The 24,628-nt window shown below is 53.1% G+C and carries 18 protein-coding genes, 1 tRNA gene and 3 rRNA genes; 16 read left to right on the forward strand and 6 right to left on the reverse strand.

What is annotated here, in order from left to right; genetic code table 11:
* Positions 1–210 precede the first annotated feature (210 nt).
* The 6 genes from rbsD to rbsR all read left to right on the forward strand — a co-directional run bounded on the left by rbsD (position 211) and on the right by rbsR (position 6,066).
* Positions 211–630: a D-ribose pyranase gene (rbsD, locus tag V1599_RS02700; protein WP_112012399.1), complete on the forward strand. Its 420-nt coding sequence runs from the start codon at positions 211–213 to the stop codon at positions 628–630.
* Between the two features lie 7 nt (positions 631–637).
* Entirely contained in the window at positions 638–2,143 is a 1,506-nt protein-coding gene (rbsA, locus tag V1599_RS02705; protein WP_112012400.1) for a ribose ABC transporter ATP-binding protein RbsA, read from the forward strand.
* Between the two features lie 4 nt (positions 2,144–2,147).
* Entirely contained in the window at positions 2,148–3,113 is a 966-nt protein-coding gene (gene rbsC / locus V1599_RS02710) for a ribose ABC transporter permease (RefSeq protein WP_112012401.1), read from the forward strand.
* A gap of 27 nt (positions 3,114–3,140) precedes the next feature.
* The gene (gene rbsB / locus V1599_RS02715) at positions 3,141–4,031 is read left to right on the forward strand and encodes a ribose ABC transporter substrate-binding protein RbsB (protein WP_023333911.1); all 891 of its coding nucleotides are present in this window, start codon (positions 3,141–3,143) and stop codon (positions 4,029–4,031) included.
* Between the two features lie 109 nt (positions 4,032–4,140).
* On the forward strand, positions 4,141–5,070 hold the full coding sequence (rbsK, locus tag V1599_RS02720; RefSeq protein WP_297115392.1) for a ribokinase: 930 nt from the start codon (positions 4,141–4,143) through the stop codon (positions 5,068–5,070).
* A 3-nt stretch (positions 5,071–5,073) separates the two neighbouring features.
* Entirely contained in the window at positions 5,074–6,066 is a 993-nt protein-coding gene (gene rbsR, locus V1599_RS02725; protein ID WP_395300986.1) for a ribose operon transcriptional repressor RbsR, read from the forward strand.
* Here rbsR and mdtD read toward each other — a convergent pair.
* Both mdtD and V1599_RS02735 read right to left on the reverse strand, forming a co-directional pair.
* A complete protein-coding gene (gene mdtD / locus V1599_RS02730) occupies positions 6,032–7,465 on the reverse strand; it encodes a multidrug transporter subunit MdtD (protein WP_112012404.1) in 1,434 nt (477 codons plus the stop codon). The two genes, rbsR and mdtD, sit on opposite strands and share 35 nt — an antisense overlap.
* Positions 7,462–8,169, reverse strand: coding sequence for a FadR/GntR family transcriptional regulator (locus V1599_RS02735; protein WP_395300987.1), 708 nt, complete (start codon positions 8,167–8,169; stop codon positions 7,462–7,464). The genes mdtD and V1599_RS02735 overlap by 4 nt, the downstream gene beginning before the upstream one ends.
* A 454-nt stretch (positions 8,170–8,623) precedes the next feature.
* Here V1599_RS02735 and V1599_RS02740 point away from each other — a divergent pair.
* The 4 genes from V1599_RS02740 (at position 8,624) to rrf (ending at position 13,611) form a co-directional block, all read left to right on the forward strand.
* A 16S ribosomal RNA gene (locus V1599_RS02740) occupies positions 8,624–10,165 on the forward strand.
* A gap of 84 nt (positions 10,166–10,249) precedes the next feature.
* Positions 10,250–10,325 (forward strand) — tRNA-Glu (locus V1599_RS02745).
* Positions 10,326–10,518: 193 nt separating this feature from the next.
* A 23S ribosomal RNA gene (locus tag V1599_RS02750) occupies positions 10,519–13,424 on the forward strand.
* 71 nt (positions 13,425–13,495) lie between these two features.
* A 5S ribosomal RNA gene (gene rrf, locus V1599_RS02755) occupies positions 13,496–13,611 on the forward strand.
* The 16S, 23S and 5S rRNA genes sit together here with 1 tRNA gene alongside, the layout of an rRNA operon.
* A gap of 99 nt (positions 13,612–13,710) precedes the next feature.
* Here the strand turns inward: rrf and mobB are convergent.
* Both mobB and mobA read right to left on the reverse strand, forming a co-directional pair.
* Entirely contained in the window at positions 13,711–14,214 is a 504-nt protein-coding gene (gene mobB, locus V1599_RS02760) for a molybdopterin-guanine dinucleotide biosynthesis protein MobB (RefSeq protein ID WP_395300988.1), read from the reverse strand.
* On the reverse strand, positions 14,211–14,795 hold the full coding sequence (gene mobA, locus V1599_RS02765) for a molybdenum cofactor guanylyltransferase MobA (RefSeq protein WP_112012669.1): 585 nt from the start codon (positions 14,793–14,795) through the stop codon (positions 14,211–14,213). Before mobA ends, mobB begins: the two co-directional genes overlap by 4 nt.
* Positions 14,796–14,863: 68 nt before the next feature.
* Here mobA and V1599_RS02770 point away from each other — a divergent pair, with 68 nt between their 5' ends.
* The 3 genes from V1599_RS02770 to dsbA all read left to right on the forward strand — a co-directional run bounded on the left by V1599_RS02770 (position 14,864) and on the right by dsbA (position 16,845).
* Entirely contained in the window at positions 14,864–15,133 is a 270-nt protein-coding gene (locus V1599_RS02770; RefSeq protein ID WP_112012670.1) for a YihD family protein, read from the forward strand.
* Between the two features lie 75 nt (positions 15,134–15,208).
* Positions 15,209–16,195 (forward strand): serine/threonine protein kinase, encoded by a 987-nt coding sequence (locus V1599_RS02775; RefSeq protein ID WP_297119803.1) that lies wholly within the window; start codon positions 15,209–15,211, stop codon positions 16,193–16,195.
* A gap of 26 nt (positions 16,196–16,221) precedes the next feature.
* Complete coding sequence (gene dsbA, locus V1599_RS02780) at positions 16,222–16,845, forward strand: thiol:disulfide interchange protein DsbA (RefSeq protein ID WP_112012673.1); 624 nt, start codon at positions 16,222–16,224, stop codon at positions 16,843–16,845.
* Positions 16,846–16,872: 27 nt separating this feature from the next.
* Here dsbA and V1599_RS02785 read toward each other — a convergent pair whose 3' ends face one another.
* Positions 16,873–17,781, reverse strand: a complete 909-nt coding sequence (locus V1599_RS02785) for an acyltransferase (protein WP_395300989.1) — start codon at positions 17,779–17,781, stop codon at positions 16,873–16,875.
* 438 nt (positions 17,782–18,219) lie between these two features.
* Between V1599_RS02785 and polA the strand changes: the two genes are divergently transcribed.
* Complete coding sequence (gene polA, locus V1599_RS02790; protein WP_395300990.1) at positions 18,220–21,012, forward strand: DNA polymerase I; 2,793 nt, start codon at positions 18,220–18,222, stop codon at positions 21,010–21,012.
* A gap of 299 nt (positions 21,013–21,311) precedes the next feature.
* Here the strand turns inward: polA and yihA are convergent, their stop codons facing one another.
* The gene (yihA, locus tag V1599_RS02795) at positions 21,312–21,941 is read right to left on the reverse strand and encodes a ribosome biogenesis GTP-binding protein YihA/YsxC (RefSeq protein ID WP_395300991.1); all 630 of its coding nucleotides are present in this window, start codon (positions 21,939–21,941) and stop codon (positions 21,312–21,314) included.
* A gap of 577 nt (positions 21,942–22,518) precedes the next feature.
* On the opposite strand from yihA, the gene yihI reads away from it, so the two are divergent.
* Positions 22,519–23,034, forward strand: coding sequence for a Der GTPase-activating protein YihI (gene yihI, locus V1599_RS02800; RefSeq protein WP_112012680.1), 516 nt, complete (start codon positions 22,519–22,521; stop codon positions 23,032–23,034).
* A 188-nt stretch (positions 23,035–23,222) separates the two neighbouring features.
* Positions 23,223–24,596, forward strand: coding sequence for an oxygen-independent coproporphyrinogen III oxidase (hemN, locus tag V1599_RS02805; protein WP_395300992.1), 1,374 nt, complete (start codon positions 23,223–23,225; stop codon positions 24,594–24,596).
* The last annotated feature ends 32 nt before the right edge of the window (positions 24,597–24,628 follow it).

Here is a 24,628-nt window from a genome sequence, read left to right on the forward strand (position 1 = left end):
GGATGACCTCGCCCCAACCCTCTCCCACGTGAGAGGGCGCAAACATAAAAAACGGTAACCTGACGGTTACCGTTTTGCATTTACCTCCGGCTCATTTCACTTAGCGAAACGTTTCGACGTCGATCACAATTCTGTTACGTGATGATGGTTTTCTGACCATGCCTCGGATTAAACTCACCACAGCGAAACGTTTCGCTAGTGGAGCATAAAATGAAGAAAGGCACGGTACTCAACTCAGAGATCTCATCGGTTATTTCCCGCCTTGGGCATACCGATACGCTGGTAGTTTGCGATGCAGGCCTGCCGGTTCCGCGCAGCACAACCCGTATTGATTTGGCGTTAACGCAGGGCGTGCCCTCGTTTATGCAGGTACTGGACGTGGTGACCGCGGAGATGCAGGTTGAGACGGCTATTCTCGCGGCGGAAATCAAACAACATAATCCGCAGCTCCACGAAACGTTGCTTGGCCGCATCAAGCAACTGCAACAACACCAGGGAAACACCATTGAAATTCGTTACACCACGCACGAAGACTTCAAAAAACAAACCGCAGACAGTCAGGCGGTGATTCGCAGCGGGGAATGCTCCCCGTATGCGAACGTCATTCTCTGTGCTGGCGTCACCTTCTGAGGCCATCATGGACGCATTATTGCAGCTTAAAGGGATCGATAAGTCGTTCCCGGGCGTAAAAGCCCTCTCCGGCGCGGCGCTGAACGTTTACCCCGGGCGCGTCATGGCGCTGGTGGGCGAGAACGGCGCGGGCAAATCCACCATGATGAAAGTGTTGACCGGTATCTACCAGCGCGATGCCGGTTCGCTGTTGTGGCTGGGTAAAGAGACTACCTTCAACGGCCCGAAATCTTCGCAGGAAGCGGGCATCGGCATTATCCACCAGGAGCTGAACCTCATTCCGCAGCTCACGATTGCTGAGAACATTTTCCTTGGCCGTGAATTTGTTAACCGGTTCGGCAAAATCGACTGGAAAACGATGTACGCCGAGGCGGACAAGCTACTGGCGAAGCTGAACCTGCGCTTTAAGAGCGACCGCCTGGTCGGCGATCTCTCCATCGGCGATCAGCAGATGGTGGAAATCGCGAAGGTGCTGAGCTTTGAGTCGAAGGTCATCATCATGGATGAACCGACCGACGCCCTGACCGATACCGAAACCGAATCCCTGTTCCGCGTCATTCGCGAGCTTAAATCGCAGGGGCGCGGGATTGTCTATATCTCTCACCGCATGAAAGAGATCTTCGAGATCTGCGATGACGTGACCGTATTCCGCGACGGCCAGTTCATCGCCGAACGTGAAGTGGCGACGCTCACCGAAGATTCGCTGATTGAAATGATGGTGGGGCGTAAGCTCGAAGATCAGTATCCACATCTGGACAAGCAGCCTGGCGAGATCCGCCTGAAGGTAGATAACCTCTGCGGGCCGGGCGTGAACGACGTGTCCTTTACCCTGCGCCAGGGCGAGATCCTCGGCGTGGCGGGCCTGATGGGCGCGGGCCGTACCGAGCTAATGAAGGTGCTATACGGCGCGCTGCCGCGCACCAGCGGATACGTTACGCTTGACGGCCGCGAGGTAGTGACGCGTTCGCCGCAGGATGGCCTGGCGAACGGCATCGTCTATATCTCCGAGGACCGCAAGCGCGACGGTCTGGTGCTCGGCATGTCCGTGAAAGAGAATATGTCGCTTACGGCGCTGCGCTATTTCAGCCGCAGCGGCGGTAGCCTGAAGCACAAAGACGAGCAGCAGGCGGTCAGTGATTTTATCCGCCTCTTTAACGTGAAAACGCCTTCCATGGAACAGGCGATCGGCCTGCTGTCCGGCGGCAACCAGCAGAAAGTGGCGATTGCGCGCGGGCTGATGACGCGCCCGAAGGTGCTGATCCTCGACGAGCCAACCCGCGGCGTGGACGTGGGCGCGAAGAAAGAAATCTACCAGCTCATTAACCAGTTCAAGGCCGACGGCCTGAGCATTATTCTGGTCTCTTCCGAGATGCCAGAAGTATTAGGCATGAGCGATCGCATTATCGTTATGCATGAAGGGCATCTCGGCGGTGAATTTACTCGCGAGCAGGCCACCCAGGAAGTTCTGATGGCTGCCGCTGTGGGCAAGCTTAATCGCGTGAATCAGGAGTAAGAAGATGACTACCCAGGCTGTTGCTGGTCGCCGTTATTTCACCAAAGCATGGCTGATGGAACAAAAATCGCTGATCGCCCTGCTGGTGCTGATCGCGATTGTATCGACCATGAGCCCGAACTTTTTTACCGTTAATAACCTGTTCAACATTCTTCAGCAAACTTCCGTAAACGCCATCATGGCGGTGGGGATGACGCTGGTGATTTTGACCTCGGGTATCGATCTGTCCGTCGGTTCCCTACTGGCGCTTACCGGTGCGATTGCAGCATCAATTGTCGGGATTGAAGTTAACGCGCTGGTGGCGGTTGCCGCGGCGCTGGCCGCCGGCGCGGCTATCGGTGCCGTTACCGGCGTGATTGTCGCAAAAGGCCGCGTGCAGGCGTTTATCGCAACGCTGGTTATGATGCTGCTCCTGCGCGGTGTAACCATGGTTTACACCAACGGCAGTCCGGTGAACACCGGCTTTACGGATAACGCAGATCTGTTCGGCTGGTTCGGTATTGGCCGTCCTTTGGGTGTCCCAACGCCGGTGTGGATCATGGGTATCGTTTTCCTGGCGGCATGGTACATGCTGCACCACACCCGTCTGGGACGGTATATCTACGCGCTGGGCGGTAACGAAGCGGCAACGCGCCTCTCCGGCATTAGCGTTAATAAAGTCAAGATCATCGTCTACTCTCTGTGCGGCCTTCTGGCCTCGCTGGCGGGCATCATCGAAGTGGCACGCCTCTCCTCCGCGCAGCCGACGGCGGGTACGGGTTATGAGCTGGATGCTATTGCGGCGGTTGTGCTGGGTGGGACAAGCCTGGCGGGCGGTAAAGGTCGCATTGTTGGGACGTTGATCGGCGCATTGATCCTTGGTTTCCTGAATAATGGTTTGAATTTATTAGGTGTTTCCTCCTATTACCAGATGATCGTTAAGGCAGTGGTGATTTTGCTGGCGGTACTGGTAGACAACAAAAAACAGTAACTGACGACACTACAGGACATCTTAGATATGAACATGAAAAAACTGGCTACCCTGGTTTCTGCAGTCGCGCTGAGCGCAACCGTAAGTGCTAACGCCATGGCGAAAGATACCATCGCGCTGGTTGTCTCCACGCTGAACAACCCGTTCTTCGTCTCCCTGAAGGACGGCGCGCAGAAAGAAGCAGACAAGCTGGGCTACAACCTGGTGGTGCTGGATTCACAGAATAACCCGGCTAAAGAGCTGGCAAACGTTCAGGACCTGACCGTTCGCGGCACTAAAATCCTGCTGATCAACCCAACCGATTCTGACGCCGTAGGCAACGCCGTTAAGATGGCAAACCAGGCGAAGATCCCGGTGATCACGCTGGACCGTCAGGCGTCTAAAGGTGAAGTCGTTAGCCACATCGCGTCTGATAACGTGCTGGGCGGTAAAATTGCCGGTGATTACATTGCCAAGAAAGCTGGTGAAGGCGCGAAAGTGATTGAACTGCAGGGCATTGCGGGAACGTCCGCCGCCCGTGAACGCGGTGAAGGCTTCCAGCAGGCGGTTGCTGCGCACAAATTTAACGTGCTGGCGAGCCAGCCCGCTGACTTTGACCGCACTAAGGGTCTGAACGTTATGCAGAACCTGCTCACCGCGCATCCTGACGTGCAGGCCGTGTTCGCTCAGAACGATGAAATGGCTCTGGGCGCGCTGCGTGCTCTGCAGACCGCAGGTAAATCAGATGTGATGGTTGTCGGATTTGACGGCACGCCGGATGGTGAAAAAGCGGTAAATGATGGCAAACTGGCTGCGACCATCGCTCAGCTGCCTGAGCAGATCGGCGCCACCGGCGTTGAGACTGCCGACAAAGTGCTGAAGGGCGAAAAAGTTCAGGCGAAATACCCTGTTGACCTGAAGCTGGTCATCAAGCAGTAACAGGCGATTCAGGCAGTCGCTGGCTGCCTGAGGGACATCCAATAAAAGAAAAGTGTGGCATACGCCACCGGGTAACACCGGTGGCGCTCTCAGATGGACACCCCCAATCATGAAAACCGCAGGCAAGCTTGTCGTCCTTGGCAGTATCAATGCCGATCACATTCTTAACCTTGAGTCTTTCCCGACGCCGGGCGAAACCGTCACCGGCAATCAGTACCAGGTGGCGTTCGGTGGCAAAGGCGCTAATCAGGCGGTTGCCGCCGGGCGCAGCGGAGCGGATATTGCCTTTATCGCCTGTACGGGCGATGACGATACCGGCGAGCGCGTGCGTAAGCAGCTGGCCAGCGACAATATTGATATTTCGCCCGTTAGCGTAGTGAAGGGGGAATCAACCGGCGTGGCGCTGATTTTCGTCAACGCCGAAGGTGAGAATGTTATCGGTATTCATGCGGGCGCTAACGCGGCGCTGACGACTGAGCGCGTCGACGCGCAGCGTGAAATCATTGCCAGCGCAAAAGCGCTGCTGATGCAGCTGGAATCGCCGGTAGAAAGCGTACTGGCTGCGGCCAAAATTGCGCATGAAAATCATACGTCTGTGGTACTTAACCCTGCTCCTGCACGTGTATTATCAGACGAGCTGCTGGCGCTGGTGGACATCATTACCCCGAACGAAACCGAAGCGGAAAAGCTGACCGGCGTTCGCGTGGAAAATGATGATGACGCCGCGCGTGCCGCTCGCGCGCTGCACGATAAAGGCATCGGTACGGTGATTATTACCCTTGGCAGCCGCGGCGTGTGGGCCAGCATCAACGGTGAAGGCCGTCGTGTGCCTGGGTTTAAGGTCAAGGCGATCGATACCATCGCGGCGGGAGATACCTTTAACGGTGCGCTGGTGACGGCGCTGCTGGAAGGCGAAGTCCTGGACGATGCGATTCGATTTGCGCATGCAGCAGCGGCTATCGCGGTGACGCGCAAAGGCGCTCAGCCTTCCGTGCCGTGGCGTAAAGAGATTGATGAATTTTTAAATCAGCAGGGGTAACGCTTGGCCACAATGAAAGATGTCGCCCGCATGGCGGGCGTTTCTACGTCTACGGTCTCCCACGTCATCAATAACGATCGCTTTGTTAGCGAGGCGATTAGGGAAAAAGTCGACGCGGCTATCAAAACTCTCAACTATGCGCCGTCGGCGCTGGCGCGCAGCCTCAAGCTCAACCAGACGCGCACCATCGGCATGCTGATCACCGCCAGTACCAATCCGTTTTATTCAGAACTTGTGCGCGGCGTAGAACGCAGCTGTTTTGAGCGCGGCTACAGCCTGGTGCTGTGCAATACCGAAGGCGACGAGCAGCGCATGAACCGCAACCTCGAAACGCTGATGCAAAAGCGCGTCGACGGGCTGCTGCTGCTGTGTACCGAAACGCATCAGCCGTCGAAAGACATTATCCAGCGCTACCCTTCAATTCCTACCGTGATGATGGACTGGGCGCCGTTCGACGGCACCAGCGACCTGATTCAGGATAACTCGCTGCTGGGAGGCGATATGGCAACCCAGTACCTGATCGACAAAGGCCATACCCGCATCGCCTGTATTACCGGCCCGCTGGATAAAACGCCCGCGCGCTTGCGCCTGGAGGGATATCTTCGCGCCATGGCACGCGCCGCGCTGACGATTCCCGATGGGTATCGCGTCAACGCTGATTTTGAATTTAACGGTGGCTTTGAGGCAATGCAGAAACTAATAGCCCAGGAACAGCGCCCGCAGGCGGTGTTTATTGGTAATGATGCGATGGCGTTTGGCGCCTATCAGGCGCTGTACCAGGCGGGTTTACGCGTTCCGGACGATATGGCGGTTATTGGCTACGATGACATTGAGCTGGCGCGCTACATGACGCCGCCGCTCACGACCATTCATCAGCCCAAAGATGAACTTGGGGAACTGGCCATCGACGTGTTGATCCACCGTATGGCACAGCCCTCGCTGCAGCAGCAGCGTCTGCAGCTTACTCCTGTTCTGATTGAACGGGGTTCTGCTTAGCCTTTGCTTTATGACGCTCTTTAATCAGATTTCTGCCGTCCTTCGGCTTTAAGAGCATGAAGACAAATGCCGAGACAACGGTCAGTGCGCCCATCGAAATAAAGGTGTAGTGGAACTGCTCGACGGTATTTGCGCTGTCGAAACCTTCGTAAAAGCGCAGCACCGCCGCGCTCACGGCAACCCCCAGGCTTATCGACAGCTGCTGCGTGACGGCCAGCACGCTGTTGCCACTGCTGGCGTTATCATCGGTCAGGTCCGCCAGGGTGATGGTGTTCATGGCCGTGAATTGCGTCGACATAGCCATCCCCAGCACAAACAGCGGCAGGATCAGCATCCAGATCGGCAGCGCGGCGGATTGCAGTGAGAATTGCGCGATCATCAAACCGATAAACACGGTCACGCCAACCAGCGTCTTACGATAGCCAAACCAGCGCAGCACCTGGGTGACGGTTGATTTCGCCAGAATTGAGCCCATCGCGGTGGGCGCCATCATGCATCCCGCAATCAGTGCCGGGTAGCCAAAACCCACCTGCAGCATCAGCGGCATCAGGAACGGCACGCACCCTGTACCCAGGCGTGAGGCTATATTTCCGGCCACGCCAACCGAGAAGGTGCGGGTATTAAAGAGTGACAAAGAGATAAGCGGCGTTGGATGACGACGGGCGTGACGTATATAAAGAAGGAACAGCAGGATGCCGCTGAGAATGATCGCTAGCGCTATCCACGTTGCGACGATCTTCTCTCCAAACAGCTCCATCCCGCTGGAGAAGAGCACCAGGCTCAGGCCAAACAGGAAAAAACCGCCCATATCGAAGCTGCGTCTTGGGGTAGTGAAGTTCGGCATATACTTACGCGCATACAGTAACCCTGCTACGCCAATCGGGATGTTTATCAGGAATATCCAGTGCCAGCTTGCCCATGTGACGAATACTCCGCCGAGTACCGGGCCCAGTATTGGCCCCACCAGTCCTGGCATGGTCACGAAGTTGAGAACCGGCAGCAGTTCGCTGCGCGGGTAGGCTCTCAACAATGCCAGCCTCGCTACGGGCATCATCATCGCGCCGCCGATGCCCTGCAATATGCGAAATATAACCAGTTCGGTAAGGGACGTTGACAGCGCGCAGGCCAGCGAACCGAGCGTGAACAGCGTGACCGCCAGCATAAAGACTCTACGGGTGCCGAAGCGGTCGGCCAGCCAGCCGCTTACGGGGATTAACATCGCGACCGTCAGCGTATAGCTAATGATGGCTGACTGCATCGCCAGCGGGGAACGACCGAGGCTTTGGGCTATTGCGGGTAAGGCTGTGTTAAGAATAGTGGCATCCAGTGCCTGCATAAAAAACGCCATGGCTGCTATCCACGGCAATCCGGCCATGCTGCGCGCTTTTTTCTCTGTCATTTATATACCTGCTGGTGGTTTGGTGCGGCCAGTAGGGCCTGACACGCGATCAGCGCCCGCTGACCGTCGCTTTCCTGGATAGCATCGACGATGGCCTGATGCAGATCCAGCTTCACCACCTCATCGTGCGTAATGGAGGTGAAGTAGGTGTGGTAGACCGAATGGAACAATGACGCAAAAGAGGTCAGGAACGGATTTGCACTCATCATATATATATGTTCATGCCAGGCCATATCCATTTCAATCCAGCGTTCGCGGTTGAACTGTTTTTTTAGGCACACCATCTCTTCCATTAAGGTATTTAGCTGGGCTTTTTGCTCCGCTGTGCCAAGCGTAGCGGCGAGCAGGCAAGCCTGAGGTTCGAGGCTGCTGCGCATGACCAGGAAGTGATTCACAACCTGATGGAAGTTATCTTCGGTCATCCACCATGAGAGCAGCTCCTGATCGAGGAAGTTCCAGTTGCTCTGAGGCATTACGCGCGTGCCAATCCGCGGACGCGGCAGCACCATTCCTTTTGCCGTTAACGTTTTCACTGCTTCACGAACGGCTGTACGGCTTACCCCAAATTGCTCACCCAGCTCCATCTCACCCGGCAGGATACTTCCCGGGAGATATTTACCCGCTAAGATCAGCTGAGCCAGCTTCTCCGCCAGCACATAGGACAGGTTTTTTTGTGCGGCCAGCTGTTGTGCACTTAAGGGCATCTTTCTTCTTCCTTAATTATTCATGCGGATAAGTATGCCATCTGAAGCGTGTTTATGGTTGCAGAGACATCAAATAGAACAATTTGTAGCTGGATTTCACTGCTGCTGGTGAAAAAAAACACGGTCAGAAATTTTTTTTGAATTTACGCTTGTCACTTCAGAATAACTCCCTATAATGCGCCTCCACTGACACGGAACAACGGCTTACAGGCCGCCGGGTTAGCGGAGAAAAGCGAAAATAAGCGCTTGACTCTGAATGAGGAAAACGTATTATACGGGACCTCGCAACGGTGAGCGAAAGCCGCGTTGCACTGCTCTTTAACAATTTATCAGACAATCTGTGTGGGCACTCAAAGTGACATGGATTCTTAACGTCCTCGGACGAAAAATGAATACCAAGTCTCTGAGTGAACACGTAATTCATTACGAAGTTTAATTCACGAGCATCAAACTTAAATTGAAGAGTTTGATCATGGCTCAGATTGAACGCTGGCGGCAGGCCTAACACATGCAAGTCGAGCGGCAGCGGGAAGTAGCTTGCTACTTTGCCGGCGAGCGGCGGACGGGTGAGTAATGTCTGGGAAACTGCCCGATGGAGGGGGATAACTACTGGAAACGGTAGCTAATACCGCATAACGTCGCAAGACCAAAGAGGGGGACCTTCGGGCCTCTTGCCATCGGATGTGCCCAGATGGGATTAGCTAGTAGGTGGGGTAACGGCTCACCTAGGCGACGATCCCTAGCTGGTCTGAGAGGATGACCAGCCACACTGGAACTGAGACACGGTCCAGACTCCTACGGGAGGCAGCAGTGGGGAATATTGCACAATGGGCGCAAGCCTGATGCAGCCATGCCGCGTGTATGAAGAAGGCCTTCGGGTTGTAAAGTACTTTCAGCGGGGAGGAAGGCGATAAGGTTAATAACCTTGTCGATTGACGTTACCCGCAGAAGAAGCACCGGCTAACTCCGTGCCAGCAGCCGCGGTAATACGGAGGGTGCAAGCGTTAATCGGAATTACTGGGCGTAAAGCGCACGCAGGCGGTCTGTCAAGTCGGATGTGAAATCCCCGGGCTCAACCTGGGAACTGCATTCGAAACTGGCAGGCTTGAGTCTCGTAGAGGGGGGTAGAATTCCAGGTGTAGCGGTGAAATGCGTAGAGATCTGGAGGAATACCGGTGGCGAAGGCGGCCCCCTGGACGAAGACTGACGCTCAGGTGCGAAAGCGTGGGGAGCAAACAGGATTAGATACCCTGGTAGTCCACGCCGTAAACGATGTCTATTTGGAGGTTGTGCCCTTGAGGCGTGGCTTCCGGAGCTAACGCGTTAAATAGACCGCCTGGGGAGTACGGCCGCAAGGTTAAAACTCAAATGAATTGACGGGGGCCCGCACAAGCGGTGGAGCATGTGGTTTAATTCGATGCAACGCGAAGAACCTTACCTACTCTTGACATCCAGAGAACTTAGCAGAGATGCTTTGGTGCCTTCGGGAACTCTGAGACAGGTGCTGCATGGCTGTCGTCAGCTCGTGTTGTGAAATGTTGGGTTAAGTCCCGCAACGAGCGCAACCCTTATCCTTTGTTGCCAGCGGTTAGGCCGGGAACTCAAAGGAGACTGCCAGTGATAAACTGGAGGAAGGTGGGGATGACGTCAAGTCATCATGGCCCTTACGAGTAGGGCTACACACGTGCTACAATGGCGTATACAAAGAGAAGCGACCTCGCGAGAGCAAGCGGACCTCATAAAGTACGTCGTAGTCCGGATTGGAGTCTGCAACTCGACTCCATGAAGTCGGAATCGCTAGTAATCGTGGATCAGAATGCTACGGTGAATACGTTCCCGGGCCTTGTACACACCGCCCGTCACACCATGGGAGTGGGTTGCAAAAGAAGTAGGTAGCTTAACCTTCGGGAGGGCGCTTACCACTTTGTGATTCATGACTGGGGTGAAGTCGTAACAAGGTAACCGTAGGGGAACCTGCGGTTGGATCACCTCCTTACCTTAAAGAACCTGCCTTTGTAGTGCTCACACAGATTGTCTGATGAAAAGTAAACAGCAAGGCGTCTTGCGATTGAGACTTTACGTCCCCTTCGTCTAGAGGCCCAGGACACCGCCCTTTCACGGCGGTAACAGGGGTTCGAATCCCCTAGGGGACGCCACTTGCTGGTTTGTGAGTGAAAGTCACCGACCCCCGTATCTCAAAACTCATCTTCGGGTGACGTTTGAGATATTTGCTCTTTAAAAATCTGGATCAAGCTGAAAATTGAAACGACACACATGTTATGTGTGTTCGAGTCTCTCAAATTTTCGCAATCACGATGATGAATCGAAAGAAACATCTTCGGGTTGTGAGGTTAAGCGACTAAGCGTACACGGTGGATGCCCTGGCAGTCAGAGGCGATGAAGGACGTGCTAATCTGCGAAAAGCGCCGGCGAGGTGATATGAACCCTTGACCCGGCGATGTCCGAATGGGGAAACCCAGTGTGATTCGTCACACTATCGTTAACTGAATACATAGGTTAACGAGGCGAACCGGGGGAACTGAAACATCTAAGTACCCCGAGGAAAAGAAATCAACCGAGATTCCCCCAGTAGCGGCGAGCGAACGGGGAGCAGCCCAGAGTCTGAATCAGCTTGTGTGTTAGTGGAAGCGTCTGGAAAGTCGCACGGTACAGGGTGACAGTCCCGTACACGAAAATGCACATGCTGTGAACTCGAAGAGTAGGGCGGGACACGTGGTATCCTGTCTGAATATGGGGGGACCATCCTCCAAGGCTAAATACTCCTGACTGACCGATAGTGAACCAGTACCGTGAGGGAAAGGCGAAAAGAACCCCGGCGAGGGGAGTGAAAAAGAACCTGAAACCGTGTACGTACAAGCAGTGGGAGCACCTTCGTGGTGTGACTGCGTACCTTTTGTATAATGGGTCAGCGACTTATATTCTGTAGCAAGGTTAACCGTATAGGGGAGCCGAAGGGAAACCGAGTCTTAACTGGGCGTTAAGTTGCAGGGTATAGACCCGAAACCCGGTGATCTAGCCATGGGCAGGTTGAAGGTTGGGTAACACTAACTGGAGGACCGAACCGACTAATGTTGAAAAATTAGCGGATGACCTGTGGCTGGGGGTGAAAGGCCAATCAAACCGGGAGATAGCTGGTTCTCCCCGAAAGCTATTTAGGTAGCGCCTCGTGAACTCATCTTCGGGGGTAGAGCACTGTTTCGGCTAGGGGGCCATCCCGGCTTACCAACCCGATGCAAACTACGAATACCGAAGAATGTTATCACGGGAGACACACGGCGGGTGCTAACGTCCGTCGTGAAGAGGGAAACAACCCAGACCGCCAGCTAAGGTCCCAAAGTCATGGTTAAGTGGGAAACGATGTGGGAAGGCACAGACAGCCAGGATGTTGGCTTAGAAGCAGCCATCATTTAAAGAAAGCGTAATAGCTCACTGGTCGAGTCGGCCTGCGCGGAAGATGTAACGGGGCTAAACCATGCACCGAAGCTGCGGCAGCGACACTCAGGTGTTGTTGGGTAGGGGAGCGTTCTGTAAGCCGTTGAAGGTGGCCTGTGAGGGTTGCTGGAGGTATCAGAAGTGCGAATGCTGACATAAGTAACGATAAAGCGGGTGAAAAGCCCGCTCGCCGGAAGACCAAGGGTTCCTGTCCAACGTTAATCGGGGCAGGGTGAGTCGACCCCTAAGGCGAGGCCGAAAGGCGTAGTCGATGGGAAACAGGTTAATATTCCTGTACTTGGTGTTACTGCGAAGGGGGGACGGAGAAGGCTATGTCAGCCGGGCGACGGTTGTCCCGGTTTAAGCATGTAGGCGGAGGTTCCAGGTAAATCCGGTACCTTATTAACGCTGAGGTGTGACGACGAGGCACTACGGTGCTGAAGTGATAAATGCCCTGCTTCCAGGAAAAGCCTCTAAGCATCAGGTAACACGAAATCGTACCCCAAACCGACACAGGTGGTCAGGTAGAGAATACCAAGGCGCTTGAGAGAACTCGGGTGAAGGAACTAGGCAAAATGGTGCCGTAACTTCGGGAGAAGGCACGCTGATATGTAGGTGAAGCCCCTGCGGGTGGAGCTGAAATCAGTCGAAGATACCAGCTGGCTGCAACTGTTTATTAAAAACACAGCACTGTGCAAACACGAAAGTGGACGTATACGGTGTGACGCCTGCCCGGTGCCGGAAGGTTAATTGATGGGGTTAGCGGCAACGCGAAGCTCTTGATCGAAGCCCCGGTAAACGGCGGCCGTAACTATAACGGTCCTAAGGTAGCGAAATTCCTTGTCGGGTAAGTTCCGACCTGCACGAATGGCGTAATGATGGCCAGGCTGTCTCCACCCGAGACTCAGTGAAATTGAACTCGCTGTGAAGATGCAGTGTACCCGCGGCAAGACGGAAAGACCCCGTGAACCTTTACTATAGCTTGACACTGAACACTGGTCCTTGATGTGTAGGATAGGTGGGAGGCTTTGAAGCGTGGACGCCAGTCTGCGTGGAGCCAACCTTGAAATACCACCCTTTAATGGCTGGTGTTCTAACGTAGACCCGTGATCCGGGTTGCGGACAGTGTCTGGTGGGTAGTTTGACTGGGGCGGTCTCCTCCCAAAGAGTAACGGAGGAGCACGAAGGTTAGCTAATCCTGGTCGGACATCAGGAGGTTAGTGCAATGGCATAAGCTAGCTTGACTGCGAGAGTGACGGCTCGAGCAGGTGCGAAAGCAGGTCATAGTGATCCGGTGGTTCTGAATGGAAGGGCCATCGCTCAACGGATAAAAGGTACTCCGGGGATAACAGGCTGATACCGCCCAAGAGTTCATATCGACGGCGGTGTTTGGCACCTCGATGTCGGCTCATCACATCCTGGGGCTGAAGTAGGTCCCAAGGGTATGGCTGTTCGCCATTTAAAGTGGTACGCGAGCTGGGTTTAGAACGTCGTGAGACAGTTCGGTCCCTATCTGCCGTGGGCGCTGGAGAATTGAGGGGGGCTGCTCCTAGTACGAGAGGACCGGAGTGGACGCATCACTGGTGTTCGGGTTGTCATGCCAATGGCACTGCCCGGTAGCTAAATGCGGAAGAGATAAGTGCTGAAAGCATCTAAGCACGAAACTTGCCCCGAGATGAGTTCTCCCTGACCCTTTAAGGGTCCTGAAGGAACGTTGAAGACGACGACGTTGATAGGTCGGGTGTGTAAGCGCAGCGATGCGTTGAGCTAACCGATACTAATGAACCGTGAGGCTTAACCTTACAACGCCGAAGGTGTTTTGGCGAAGAGACGAACAATCAAAATTCAGCCTGATACAGATGAACAGAATTTGCCTGGCGGCTTTAGCGCGGTGGTCCCACCTGACCCCATGCCGAACTCAGAAGTGAAACGCCGTAGCGCCGATGGTAGTGTGGGGTCTCCCCATGTGAGAGTAGGGAACTGCCAGGCATCAAACAAGTGAAGAGGCCATCCGGAAGGATGGCCTTTTTGCGTTTTTGAACCTCCAGGCTTTGTAGAGCGTATAAGCCGGCACTGCCGTCCTGCAAGTCAGATCGCACGCCACTTCACAATAAACTCCGCAATCTCATCCACATCATTCAAATCCAGCATTGGAACTTCAAGCGGCAACACGACATCGCTGGCCACTGCAATCACATGCTCATCAAGCGTTAACTCGCGAGCGTCATGCCCTGCATCGCTTCTGAATAGCAGGATCTTAGGCACGGTCTCATGCTTAAACCCCTCAACCAGCACCAGATCCAGCGTGGAATGATCCATCCTGCTAACCAAATAATTAAGATCTAAAGGCATCTCGTCCGGTGTCTCGGTCATTAATGCCCAGCGCTGGCTGCTCGCTACCATCGTTTGAGCAGCGCCCGCCTTACGAAGCTCAAAGCTGTCCTTACCCGGCTTATCGACATCCATATTATGATGAGTGTGCTTTATCAACCCAGGACGTAGGCCTCTGACGCAAAGTGCGGGTATCAGTTTTTTGAGAAGCGTTGTCTTACCAGTGCCGCTCCAGGCGGAAATCGCTAAAACGAGCGTCATTGTTTCTCCTGCATCATTTGCAAATCTTCAGTGGTATTCACATTCAAAAATGCTGATTTTAGATCGCTAAAATCTACGGAATGACCGCCAGACCGGCGCATAAATACCATCACGCGCCGTTCGCCGGATGTAAGATAGTCTTGTAAACCCTGTATTAACGAGTTATGCACTAAAGCAATCGTCGGATGGTCGCGTTCGCCGTCATGCACCCAGACGGCAGGCGCATCACCACGCTGCTCTATCAGACGTCCTACCAGACACGATGGAATAAACGGCGTATCGCATGAACAAAAGAGAAACCACTCTCCCTGGGACTGCTGCATGACCGAGAGCATTCCAGCCAGTGGACCTGGAAAATCAGCAAGACTGTCGTGATAAACGGGATACCCGCTTTGCTGATAAACGTGAATGTGACGATTGGCGCTGATGGCCATTTCCGATACCTGATCTGCAAGTTTATCAGCGACATGCTGCCATAACGGCTTACCGTTCAATATCTGCAGACCCTTATCTTTTCCGCCCATACGCGTTGCTCTTCCACCTGCCAACACGACGCCGATGATTTCCCGGTGCTGATTCACGAATATCGCCTCTTTTATTGTGGGATTGACCCTGCTAACGTGTCTCTCTAAATGAAAGGAGCACTACCATGAAATGTAAACGTCTGAATGAAGTTATTGAACTCCTCCAGCCCGCCTGGCAAAAAGAGCCAGAGCTGAATCTGGTGCAATTTTTACAGAAACTGGCGAAAGAGTCAGGTTTTGACGGTGAACTGGCAGACCTTTCTGACGACATTCTGATCTATCACCTGAAAATGCGCGATTCTGCCAAAGATGCCGTCATTCCGGGTATTCAGAAAGATTATGAGGAAGATTTCAAAACCGCGTTGCTGCGGGCGCGTGGCGTAATTAAAGAGTAAAAGCTTGTAAGCGGAGCCACCGATATCGCCACAAAATGATATCCTGAATCATTCGTATAATTTCCGGATGATCGGATGAACGACCAGGCTTTCACTTTCCAGACATTACACCCGGATACCATCATGGACGCTCTGTTCGAGCAGGGTATTCGGGTGGACTCCGGACTAACACCGTTAAATAGCTACGAAAACCGCGTCTATCAGTTTCAGGACGAGGAGCGTCAGCGTTTTGTTGTAAAATTCTATCGCCCTGAGCGCTGGACAGCAGAACAAATTCAGGAAGAACATCAGTTTGCCCATGATTTGCTGGATGACGATGTGCCCGTTGCTGCGCCCCTGAAATTTAATAACCAAACGTTGCTTACGCACGAAGGTTTTTTCTACGCCGTATTTCCAAGTCTGGGCGGCCGCCAGTTTGAAGCCGATAATATCGATCAGATGGAATGGGTTGCTCGCTATCTGGGGCGCATTCACCAGACGGGACGTAAAAAAAGCTTTATTGCCCGCCCGACTATCGGTATTCAGGAATACCTCACCGAACCACGACAGATATTCGAAACGTCGACGCTTATCCCGAAAGGGTTAAAGGTTAATTTCCTCAATGCGACTGACAAGCTTATCAGTGCGGTAAAGGCCTGCTGGCGCGACGATATTTCCACGCTACGCCTGCACGGCGATTGTCACGCGGGTAATATTTTATGGCGCGATGGCCCCTTGTTTGTCGATCTGGATGATGCCCGCATGGGGCCGGCCGTTCAGGATCTGTGGATGCTGCTCAATGGTGATAAAGCCGAGCAACGCATGCAGCTTGAAACTATCATTGAAGCGTATGAAGAGTTTAGCCCCTTTAATTCAGACGAAATTGCACTGATTGAACCTTTACGCGCGATGCGTTTTGTTTATTATCTCGCATGGCTAATCAGACGTTGGGATGACCCCGCATTTCCCCGTAATTTCCCGTGGCTTACCGGGGAGGATTACTGGCGCAACCAGATATCCACATTTACCGAGCAGGTAAAGGTTCTACAGGAACCGCCTTTGCAATTAACGCCAATGTATTAATAGGACACACCAGGAGAGAGTTAATCATGAAAAAAGTATGGCTGGCGCTGGCAGGTATGATTCTGGCATTTAGCGCTTCCGCTGCGCAGTTTACCGACGGCAAACAGTATACCACGCTGGAGAAGCCCGTTGCTGGCGAGCCTCAGGTGCTGGAGTTCTTCTCGTTCTATTGCCCGCACTGCTATCAGTTCGAGGAAGTTCTTCATGTTTCTGATAACGTGAAGAAGAAGCTGCCTGAAGGCACCAAAATGACTAAATACCACGTCGAGTTCCTTGGCCCATTGGGCAAAGACCTGACCCAAGCGTGGGCGGTTGCGATCGCGCTGGGCGTGGAAGATAAAATCACTGCACCAATGTTTGAAGCCGTACAGAAAACTCAGACCGTGCAGACCACCGCAGACATCCGTAAAGTGTTCGTAGATGCTGGTATCAAGGGTGAAGACTACGACGCGGCCTGGAACAGCTTTGTCGTAAAATCCCTGGTTGCTCAGCAGGAAAAAGCCGCTGCCGATCTGCAGCTGCAGGGCGTACCGGCGATGTTTGTTAACGGTAAATATCAGCTGAATATGCAGGGTATGGACACCAGCAGCATGGATATCTTCGTACAACAGTACGCTGATACCGTGAAATACCTGGTTGAGAAGAAGTAAGTTGCCCTAAATAAAAGAAAACGCCGGTCACTGACCGGCGTTTTTGCATGAAGATTTTATGTGGTCTATCTGTTCGTCTTTATCTTTCCAGAGCGTATTGAGCCAAAGCTGGAAACGACGTTTAAAATGTTTATCGTTAACGTAATCGCCATGCAGTTCGCTAGCAATTGGCACGAGATTAACCCGTACCACAATACGCGTCAGCTTTCCGCGAAGCATATCGTAGAAGGGCGTCTTATCATTCTCCGGATAGCAGAGCGTCACGTTCAATAATTTATCGAACTGCTCCCCCAACACATTTAGCGCCATGGCGATACCGGCAGCCTTTGGAGGCAAAAGATTCTGATAAGGGGAACGCGTCTGACGGTGCTTCTCTTCAGTAAAGCGAGAACCTTCGACAAAATTGACGATCGTCGTTGGATGTACGCGAAACTTCTCACAGGAGCGGCGCGTGGTTTCAACGTCTTTCCCGCGACGTTCAGGATGACGAAGAAGATACCCGCGTGAATAGCGTTTCATAAACGGCATATCCAGCGCCCAGCAGGCGAGACCGATAAAAGGCACCCAGGCGAGCTGCTGTTTCAGAAAATACTTATTCATCGGGATATGTTTGCGAAACAGCACGCATAAAACCACGATATCTGCCCAGCTATGGTGATTGCAAATCAGCAAATACCAGTTCTTCTTGTTCAATCCTTCCAGGCCTTCAACATCCCATTTGAGATGAGGATTCAGGCAAAGCAGAAGCGCGAGCCCCTCACACCAGCAGTACATCATGAAATTACAAAATGCAGAGACGGCGCGCCACACTGTAGGGATGGGAAACAGCAGTTTAAATATCCCGGCGATAATGATCGGCACTGAACAGGCGATGGTAACCAGGATCGTTAAAATGATGCTTAAAGGTAGGGTAAAAACAGCGAGCAGTCTCGACATGATGAGCTTTTTCAGATAGTTAGCTATAAATGAGCGACCCAGGAGACGCCGCAGGGCGCTGATTTTATCAGAAATAAGACAAAAAAATGGCGGTTTAAACCTGTTAATCGACGCTTTTCACGTTCACTTGACATTTCAACTCTTCAAATTGAGGGCGTAAGGCTTATATCCACACAGACTAAATAGCGAACAAGAGGCAATATTAAGATTGTTGAATTGTTAATTCATTGATTTATATTAATAATTTAATGGTAGGCTGACGCGGTGCTTACGTATTATTCTTCCGTATTGAAATTATTCACAAACTTATCCACAGTTTCAATTTTGCGATCGATCCTCACGATCGCAAAATCTTTTCCTGTAAAGGGCGCTAAAAACTGATGTTTTTATGCTTCTGTGGCATCCTTTACCCATAAATTGATTAAAGGCACGGACATTATGGTTCAGATCCCAGAAAACCCTCTTATTCTCGTCGACGGCTCCTCTTACCTGTATCGGGCGTATCATGCGTTTCCTCCTCTGACCAACAGCGCCGGAGAACCTACCGGCGCGATGTACGGCGTACTCAACATGCTGCGCAGCCTTATTCTCCAGTATAAGCCTACGCATGCGGCAGTTGTTTTTGATGCGAAGGGCAAAACCTTCCGCGACGAGCTGTTTGAGCATTACAAGTCCCACCGTCCACCGATGCCTGATGATTTGCGAGCGCAAATTGAACCGTTGCATGCCATGGTGAAAGCAATGGGTCTTCCGCTGATGGCGGTCTCTGGCGTAGAAGCTGATGACGTCATTGGTACGCTGGCGCGAGAGGCCGAAAAGCTGGGGCGTCCAGTGCTGATCAGTACCGGTGATAAAGATATGGCGCAGCTGGTGACGCCGGGAATCACCCTGATTAACACCATGACCAACACCATTCTGGGTCCGGAAGAAGTGGTGGCAAAATATGGCGTACCGCCAGAACTGATCATCGACTTCCTTGCCCTGATGGGCGACTCCTCAGATAACATCCCCGGCGTGCCGGGCGTGGGCGAAAAGACGGCGCAGGCGTTGCTGCAAGGTCTGGGTGGCCTCAATACGCTGTATGCCGAATCGGACAAAATCGCCGGGCTCTCTTTCCGCGGTGCGAAAACCATGGCGGGAAAACTGGAAGAGAACAAAGAGGTGGCGTACCTCTCCTACCAGCTGGCCACCATTAAAACCGACGTGGAGCTGGAATTGACCTGCGAACAGCTTGAAGTTCAGGAGCCCGCCGCGGATGACCTGCTTGGCCTGTTTAAAAAATACGAATTTAAACGCTGGATCGCGGATGTGGAAGCCGGCAAATGGCTGCAGGCAAAAGGGGCAAAACCTGCTGCAAAGCCTAAAAACACCATTGTGATTGAGGCTGAAGAGCTGGTTGAAGAAGACGCGACGGAGCTTTCGTTCGACAACTATGAAACCATCCTCGAAGAGCCGCAGCTGCTCGCATGGATCGAGAAGCTGAAAAAAGCGCCGGTGTTTGCTTTCGACACGGAAACCGACAGCCTTGATAATATTTCGGCCAATATGGTGGGCCTGTCGTTTGCGACAGAGCCTGGCGTTGCGGCGTATGTTCCCGTCGCGCATGACTACCTTGATGCGCCGGATCAGCTCTCACGAGACCGCGTATTAGAACTGATGAAGCCTCTGCTGGAAGATGAAAAGGCGCTGAAGGTAGGTCAAAACCTCAAATACGATCGCGGTATCCTTCAGAATTACGGCATTGAGCTTCGCGGGATCGCTTTCGACACGATGCTGGAATCCTACATTCTGGACAGCGTGGCGGGCCGTCACGATATGGACTCTCTCTCGGATCGCTGGCTGAAGCATAAAACTATCACTTTTGAAGAGATTGCAGGCAAAGGCAAAAATCAGCTGACCTTTAACCAGATAGCCCTGGAAGAAGCGGGCCGCTATGCGGCGGAAGATGCTGACGTTACGCTTCAGCTGCACCTTAAAATGTGGCCAAAGCTGCAAAAGAACGAAGGTCCGTTAAACGTATTCCAGCATATCGAAATGCCGCTTGTTCCGGTGCTTTCCCGCATCGAACGTAACGGCGTAAAAATCGATCCAACGGTACTGCATAACCACTCCGGCGAACTTGCGCAGCGTCTGACCGAGCTGGAGCAAAAAGCGCACGAGCTTGCCGGTGAGCCGTTTAACCTTTCATCACCAAAACAGCTGCAGACGATTCTGTTTGAAAAACAGGGCATCAAGCCGCTGAAGAAAACCCCTGGCGGTGCGCCGTCAACGTCTGAAGAGGTGCTGGAAGAGCTGGCGCTGGACTACCCGCTGCCAAAGGTTATCCTCCAGTATCGAGGCCTGGCGAAGCTAAAATCGACCTACACCGACAAGCTGCCGCTGATGATTAACCCGAAAACCGGGCGCGTTCATACCTCCTATCATCAGGCCGTTGCGGCCACGGGGCGGCTTTCATCCACCGATCCTAACCTGCAAAACATCCCGGTACGTAATGAGGAAGGCCGTCGTATTCGCCAGGCGTTTATCGCTCCGGACGATTACCTGATTGTCTCAGCGGACTACTCGCAAATCGAGCTGCGCATCATGGCGCATCTGTCTCGCGACAAAGGTTTGCTGACGGCGTTTGCCGAAGGGAAAGACATCCACCGTGCGACCGCGGCGGAAGTTTTCGGGCTGCCGCTTGAGAGCGTGACGAACGAACAGCGCCGCAGCGCTAAAGCCATCAACTTTGGCCTGATCTACGGGATGAGCGCCTTTGGCCTGTCGCGCCAGCTCAACATTCCGCGTAAAGAGTCGCAAAAATACATGGATCTCTACTTTGAACGCTACCCTGGCGTGCTGGAGTATATGGAGCGCACCCGTGCGCAGGCGAAAGAGAAAGGCTATGTCGAAACGCTGGATGGTCGTCGTCTCTATCTGCCGGATATTACGTCCAGCAACGCTGCACGCCGTGCAGGGGCGGAACGCGCGGCGATTAACGCGCCGATGCAAGGTACGGCTGCGGACATCATTAAACGCGCGATGATCGCCGTGGACGCCTGGCTGGAAAAGGAAAAGCCTCGCGTGCGCATGATCATGCAGGTTCACGATGAACTGGTGTTTGAAGTACATAAAGACGATCTGGAACCTGTCTCTAAAAAGATCCACGAACTGATGGAAAGCAGCATGAAACTGGACGTGCCGTTGCTGGTGGAAGTTGGCAGCGGTGAAAACTGGGATAAGGCTCACTAGAGGTTATAGGAATAACGCCCTTTTTATGTAAGTTAGCAACATAACTTAGGGAGTTTTGTGACGATCATTAGATTTCCCTATGTAAAGAGTGAAAAAAAACTACAAAAAGTGCTTTTTCTGCGGTTAAAAAAGCGGTAGAGTTAACGACGTAGGGTACAGAGGTAAGATGTTCTATCTTTCAGACCTTTTACTTCACGTAATCGGATTTGGCTGAATATTTTAGCCGCCCCAGTCAGTAATGACTGGGGCGTTTTTTATTGCGGCAAAGAAAAAAAACGCGGTCATTGCCGCGCTTGGTATTACTCTTCTTCCGCTTCCATCGCGGGTTCAAGCTCATTAAACCAGCTGTCGAGCTTCTGGCGAAGCTTATCCACACCCTGCTTTTTCAGTGAGGAAAAAGGCTCGACCTGCACATCACCGTTAAAGGCCAGCACCGCTTCGCGAACCATATTCACCTGCGCTTTACGTGCGCCGCTTGCCAGCTTATCGGCTTTTGTCAGCAGCACCAGAACCGCGATATCGCTCGACACGGCCCAGTCAATCATCTGCTGATCGAGATCTTTCAGCGGGTGGCGAATATCCATCAGCACCACCAGACCTTTCAGGCACTGGCGCTTTTCAAGGTATTCACCCAGCGCGCGCTGCCATTTGATCTTCATCTCTTCGGGCACCTGCGCGTAGCCATAGCCCGGCAGGTCGACGAGACGTTTGCCGTCTGCCACTTCAAACAGGTTGATCAGCTGCGTGCGGCCAGGGGTTTTTGAGGTGCGCGCCAGGTTCTTCTGGTTTGTCAGCGTGTTAAGGGCGCTGGATTTTCCCGCATTGGAGCGGCCAGCAAATGCCACTTCAATACCCGTATCGGAAGGTAAGTGGCGAATATCAGGCGCGCTGGTGACAAAATGCGTCTGTTGATAGTTCCAGGTAGTCACGTGGTCGTCTCCAAAATCGTAAGCTGTGGGGGATTATACCTGAATGCGGGCAAAAGGCTTTTCCCATCGCAATAAGCCTGTAGGTTAAAACCCTTCTCTCTGTGAGAGATCTGCCATTAAGGCTATAGGAAATTTAAGAGAAATCGCAGGCGAGAAAAATAACAATGTTTTAAAAATCAGTGGCTTGAATTTGGGTAATTATCTGAAAATCCGTTTTTATGCCTTGTAGTTGCTTGTTACTTTAACGGAAAAAGGTAAAGTGTGCGTCAAGGCGAGGATGCCACAGGATAACGACTTAAGGATAAGGGTCAGGAGCGCCAGGAGGCGAAGACTCAGGATTGTCAGGATGACAAACGCCTGGAGGCGTTAAAACAGGAAATGGAACCGTATCACGGACGGTATCAGCCAAGGGATAAACAGGGTTTGTTGTTGGCAAACATGGAATGTCTGGCCCGTTAAGGGTTGTGAGTCAGGAAAAAAGGCGACAGATTGCTCTGTCGCCTTTTTTCTTTGCTTGCTTTCTGCTAGATTTCGCCGCAATTCTATACTGAAGAAAACGACTTAAAGATAAAACATCATGAAAAAACCGACTACCGCAGCGGGCGCTAAACGTCCTGCAAAAGCACGCCGCAAAACGCGCGAAGAACTGAACCAGGAAGCGCGCGATCGCAAACGCGATAAAAAGCATCGTGGTCATGCTCCGGGCAGCCGTGCAGGCGGTAGCGGTGCTGAAGGCGCGTCTGCAAAAAACAAAGCGCAGAAAGATCCGCGCATCGGCAGTAAAACTCCCATTCCTCTGGGCGTGACAGACACCCCGGTCACTAAGCAGCACAAACCAAAGAGCGAGAAACCTATGCTTTCACCGCAGGCTGAGCTGGATTTGCTGGAGAACGATGAGCGCCTGGATGCGCTGCTGGAACGTCTTGAAGAGGGCGAGACCCTCACCGCAGAAGAGCAGTCATGGGTTGATGCCAAGCTGGATCGCATTGACGAGCTGATGCAGAAGCTGGGCCTGTCTTACGACGATGAAGACGACGAAGAAGAAGACGAAAAGCAGGAAGATATGATGCGTCTTCTGAAGGGTGGAAACTAACGTTTGCATCCGGCAGGCACGCTCGTCCTGCTTATAACCCTTCCGGTTATATGTTATCTGGTGTGGTTATTCGTTAAACTACGGCGGTTGTCGCGGCGACAGAAGTGGCTGCGCACCCGAATGATGGCCCGCAATGGGGCCAGAAAGGGCCGCCGTATACGAACGCGACACCAACGGAAGGAGTGAGCATGTCTGTACCATCTATCGACTGGGATTTGGCCTTAATCCAGAAATATAACTATTCCGGGCCGCGTTATACCTCATACCCCACCGCGCTAGAGTTTTCTGATACCTTCGGCGAGGCGGATTTTCAGCAGGCCGTTGCGCGCTATCCCGAGCGCCCGCTATCGCTCTACGTCCACATTCCGTTCTGCCACAAGCTCTGCTACTTCTGCGGCTGCAATAAAATTGTGACCCGCCAGCAGCACAAGGCCGATCAATATCTGGATGCGCTCGAGCAGGAAATTCTTCACCGCGCGCCGCTGTTTACGGGCCGTCACGTCACCCAGCTTCACTGGGGCGGCGGTACGCCGACCTATCTCAATAAAGCGCAAATCAGCCGTTTGATGACGCTGCTGCGCGGGAACTTCACGTTTAACGACGACGCCGAAATCTCGATCGAAGTCGATCCGCGGGAAATTGAGCTGGACGTACTGGATCACTTACGCATCGAAGGCTTCAACCGCCTGAGCATGGGCGTGCAGGACTTCAACAAAGAGGTGCAGCGCCTGGTGAATCGCGAGCAGGACGAAGAATTTATCTTCGCCTTACTCAACCGCGCGCGCGACATTGGATTTACCTCGACCAACATCGATCTTATCTACGGCCTGCCGAAGCAGACGCCGGAGAGCTTCGCCTTCACGCTGAAGCGCGTGGCGGAGCTTAATCCCGATCGCCTGAGCGTCTTTAACTACGCGCACCTGCCAACGCTGTTTGCGGCACAGCGCAAAATCAAGGATGCGGACCTGCCGTCTGCCCAGCAAAAGCTGGATATCCTGCAGGAAACCATTACTTCCCTGACCGAAACCGGCTATCAGTTTATCGGTATGGATCACTTTGCCCGCCCGGACGACGAGCTGGCGATCGCCCAGCGTGAAGGCGTGCTGCACCGCAATTTCCAGGGTTACACCACCCAGGGCGACACGGATCTGCTCGGCATGGGTGTTTCCGCTATCAGCATGATCGGCGACTGCTATGCGCAGAACCAGAAAGAGCTTAAGCAGTATTATCAGCAGGTTGATGACTGCGGTAACGCCCTGTGGCGCGGGATCGCATTGACCCGCGACGACTGCATTCGTCGCGACGTGATAAAAGCCTTAATCTGCAACTTCCGCCTCGATTTCAGCGACGTGGAAGCTCAGTGGGATCTGCACTTCAGCGATTACTTTGCGGAAGACCTGAAGCTGCTGGCGCCGCTGGCTAAAGATGGGCTGGTGGATGTTGCTGACGGTGCGATTGAGGTGACGCCAAAAGGGCGCCTGTTGATTCGTAACATCTGCATGTGCTTCGATGCTTACCTGCGCCAGAAAGCGCGTCTGCAGCAGTTCTCGCGGGTAATTTAAGCGGTTTTGCCGGGTAAGGCTAAGCCTTCACC

The sequence above is a fragment of the Enterobacter sp. ECC-175 genome (genome assembly GCF_043968675.1).
Taxonomy (GTDB): Bacteria; Pseudomonadota; Gammaproteobacteria; order Enterobacterales; family Enterobacteriaceae; genus Enterobacter.

Coding starts and splice junctions, on each gene's coding strand:
- V1599_RS02735 (WP_395300987.1), bottom strand. CDS start 8,169: ATGCCCTTAAGTGCACAACAGCTGGCCGCACAAAAAAACCTGTCCTAT.
- dsbA (WP_112012673.1), top strand. CDS start 16,222: ATGAAAAAAGTATGGCTGGCGCTGGCAGGTATGATTCTGGCATTTAGC.
- rbsA (WP_112012400.1), top strand. CDS start 638: ATGGACGCATTATTGCAGCTTAAAGGGATCGATAAGTCGTTCCCGGGC.
- rbsC (WP_112012401.1), top strand. CDS start 2,148: ATGACTACCCAGGCTGTTGCTGGTCGCCGTTATTTCACCAAAGCATGG.
- rbsK (WP_297115392.1), top strand. CDS start 4,141: ATGAAAACCGCAGGCAAGCTTGTCGTCCTTGGCAGTATCAATGCCGAT.
- rbsB (WP_023333911.1), top strand. CDS start 3,141: ATGAACATGAAAAAACTGGCTACCCTGGTTTCTGCAGTCGCGCTGAGC.
- V1599_RS02770 (WP_112012670.1), top strand. CDS start 14,864: ATGAAATGTAAACGTCTGAATGAAGTTATTGAACTCCTCCAGCCCGCC.
- rbsD (WP_112012399.1), top strand. CDS start 211: ATGAAGAAAGGCACGGTACTCAACTCAGAGATCTCATCGGTTATTTCC.
- V1599_RS02785 (WP_395300989.1), bottom strand. CDS start 17,781: ATGTCGAGACTGCTCGCTGTTTTTACCCTACCTTTAAGCATCATTTTA.
- yihI (WP_112012680.1), top strand. CDS start 22,519: ATGAAAAAACCGACTACCGCAGCGGGCGCTAAACGTCCTGCAAAAGCA.
- mdtD (WP_112012404.1), bottom strand. CDS start 7,465: ATGACAGAGAAAAAAGCGCGCAGCATGGCCGGATTGCCGTGGATAGCA.
- hemN (WP_395300992.1), top strand. CDS start 23,223: ATGTCTGTACCATCTATCGACTGGGATTTGGCCTTAATCCAGAAATAT.
- polA (WP_395300990.1), top strand. CDS start 18,220: ATGGTTCAGATCCCAGAAAACCCTCTTATTCTCGTCGACGGCTCCTCT.
- V1599_RS02775 (WP_297119803.1), top strand. CDS start 15,209: ATGAACGACCAGGCTTTCACTTTCCAGACATTACACCCGGATACCATC.
- mobB (WP_395300988.1), bottom strand. CDS start 14,214: ATGACGCTCGTTTTAGCGATTTCCGCCTGGAGCGGCACTGGTAAGACA.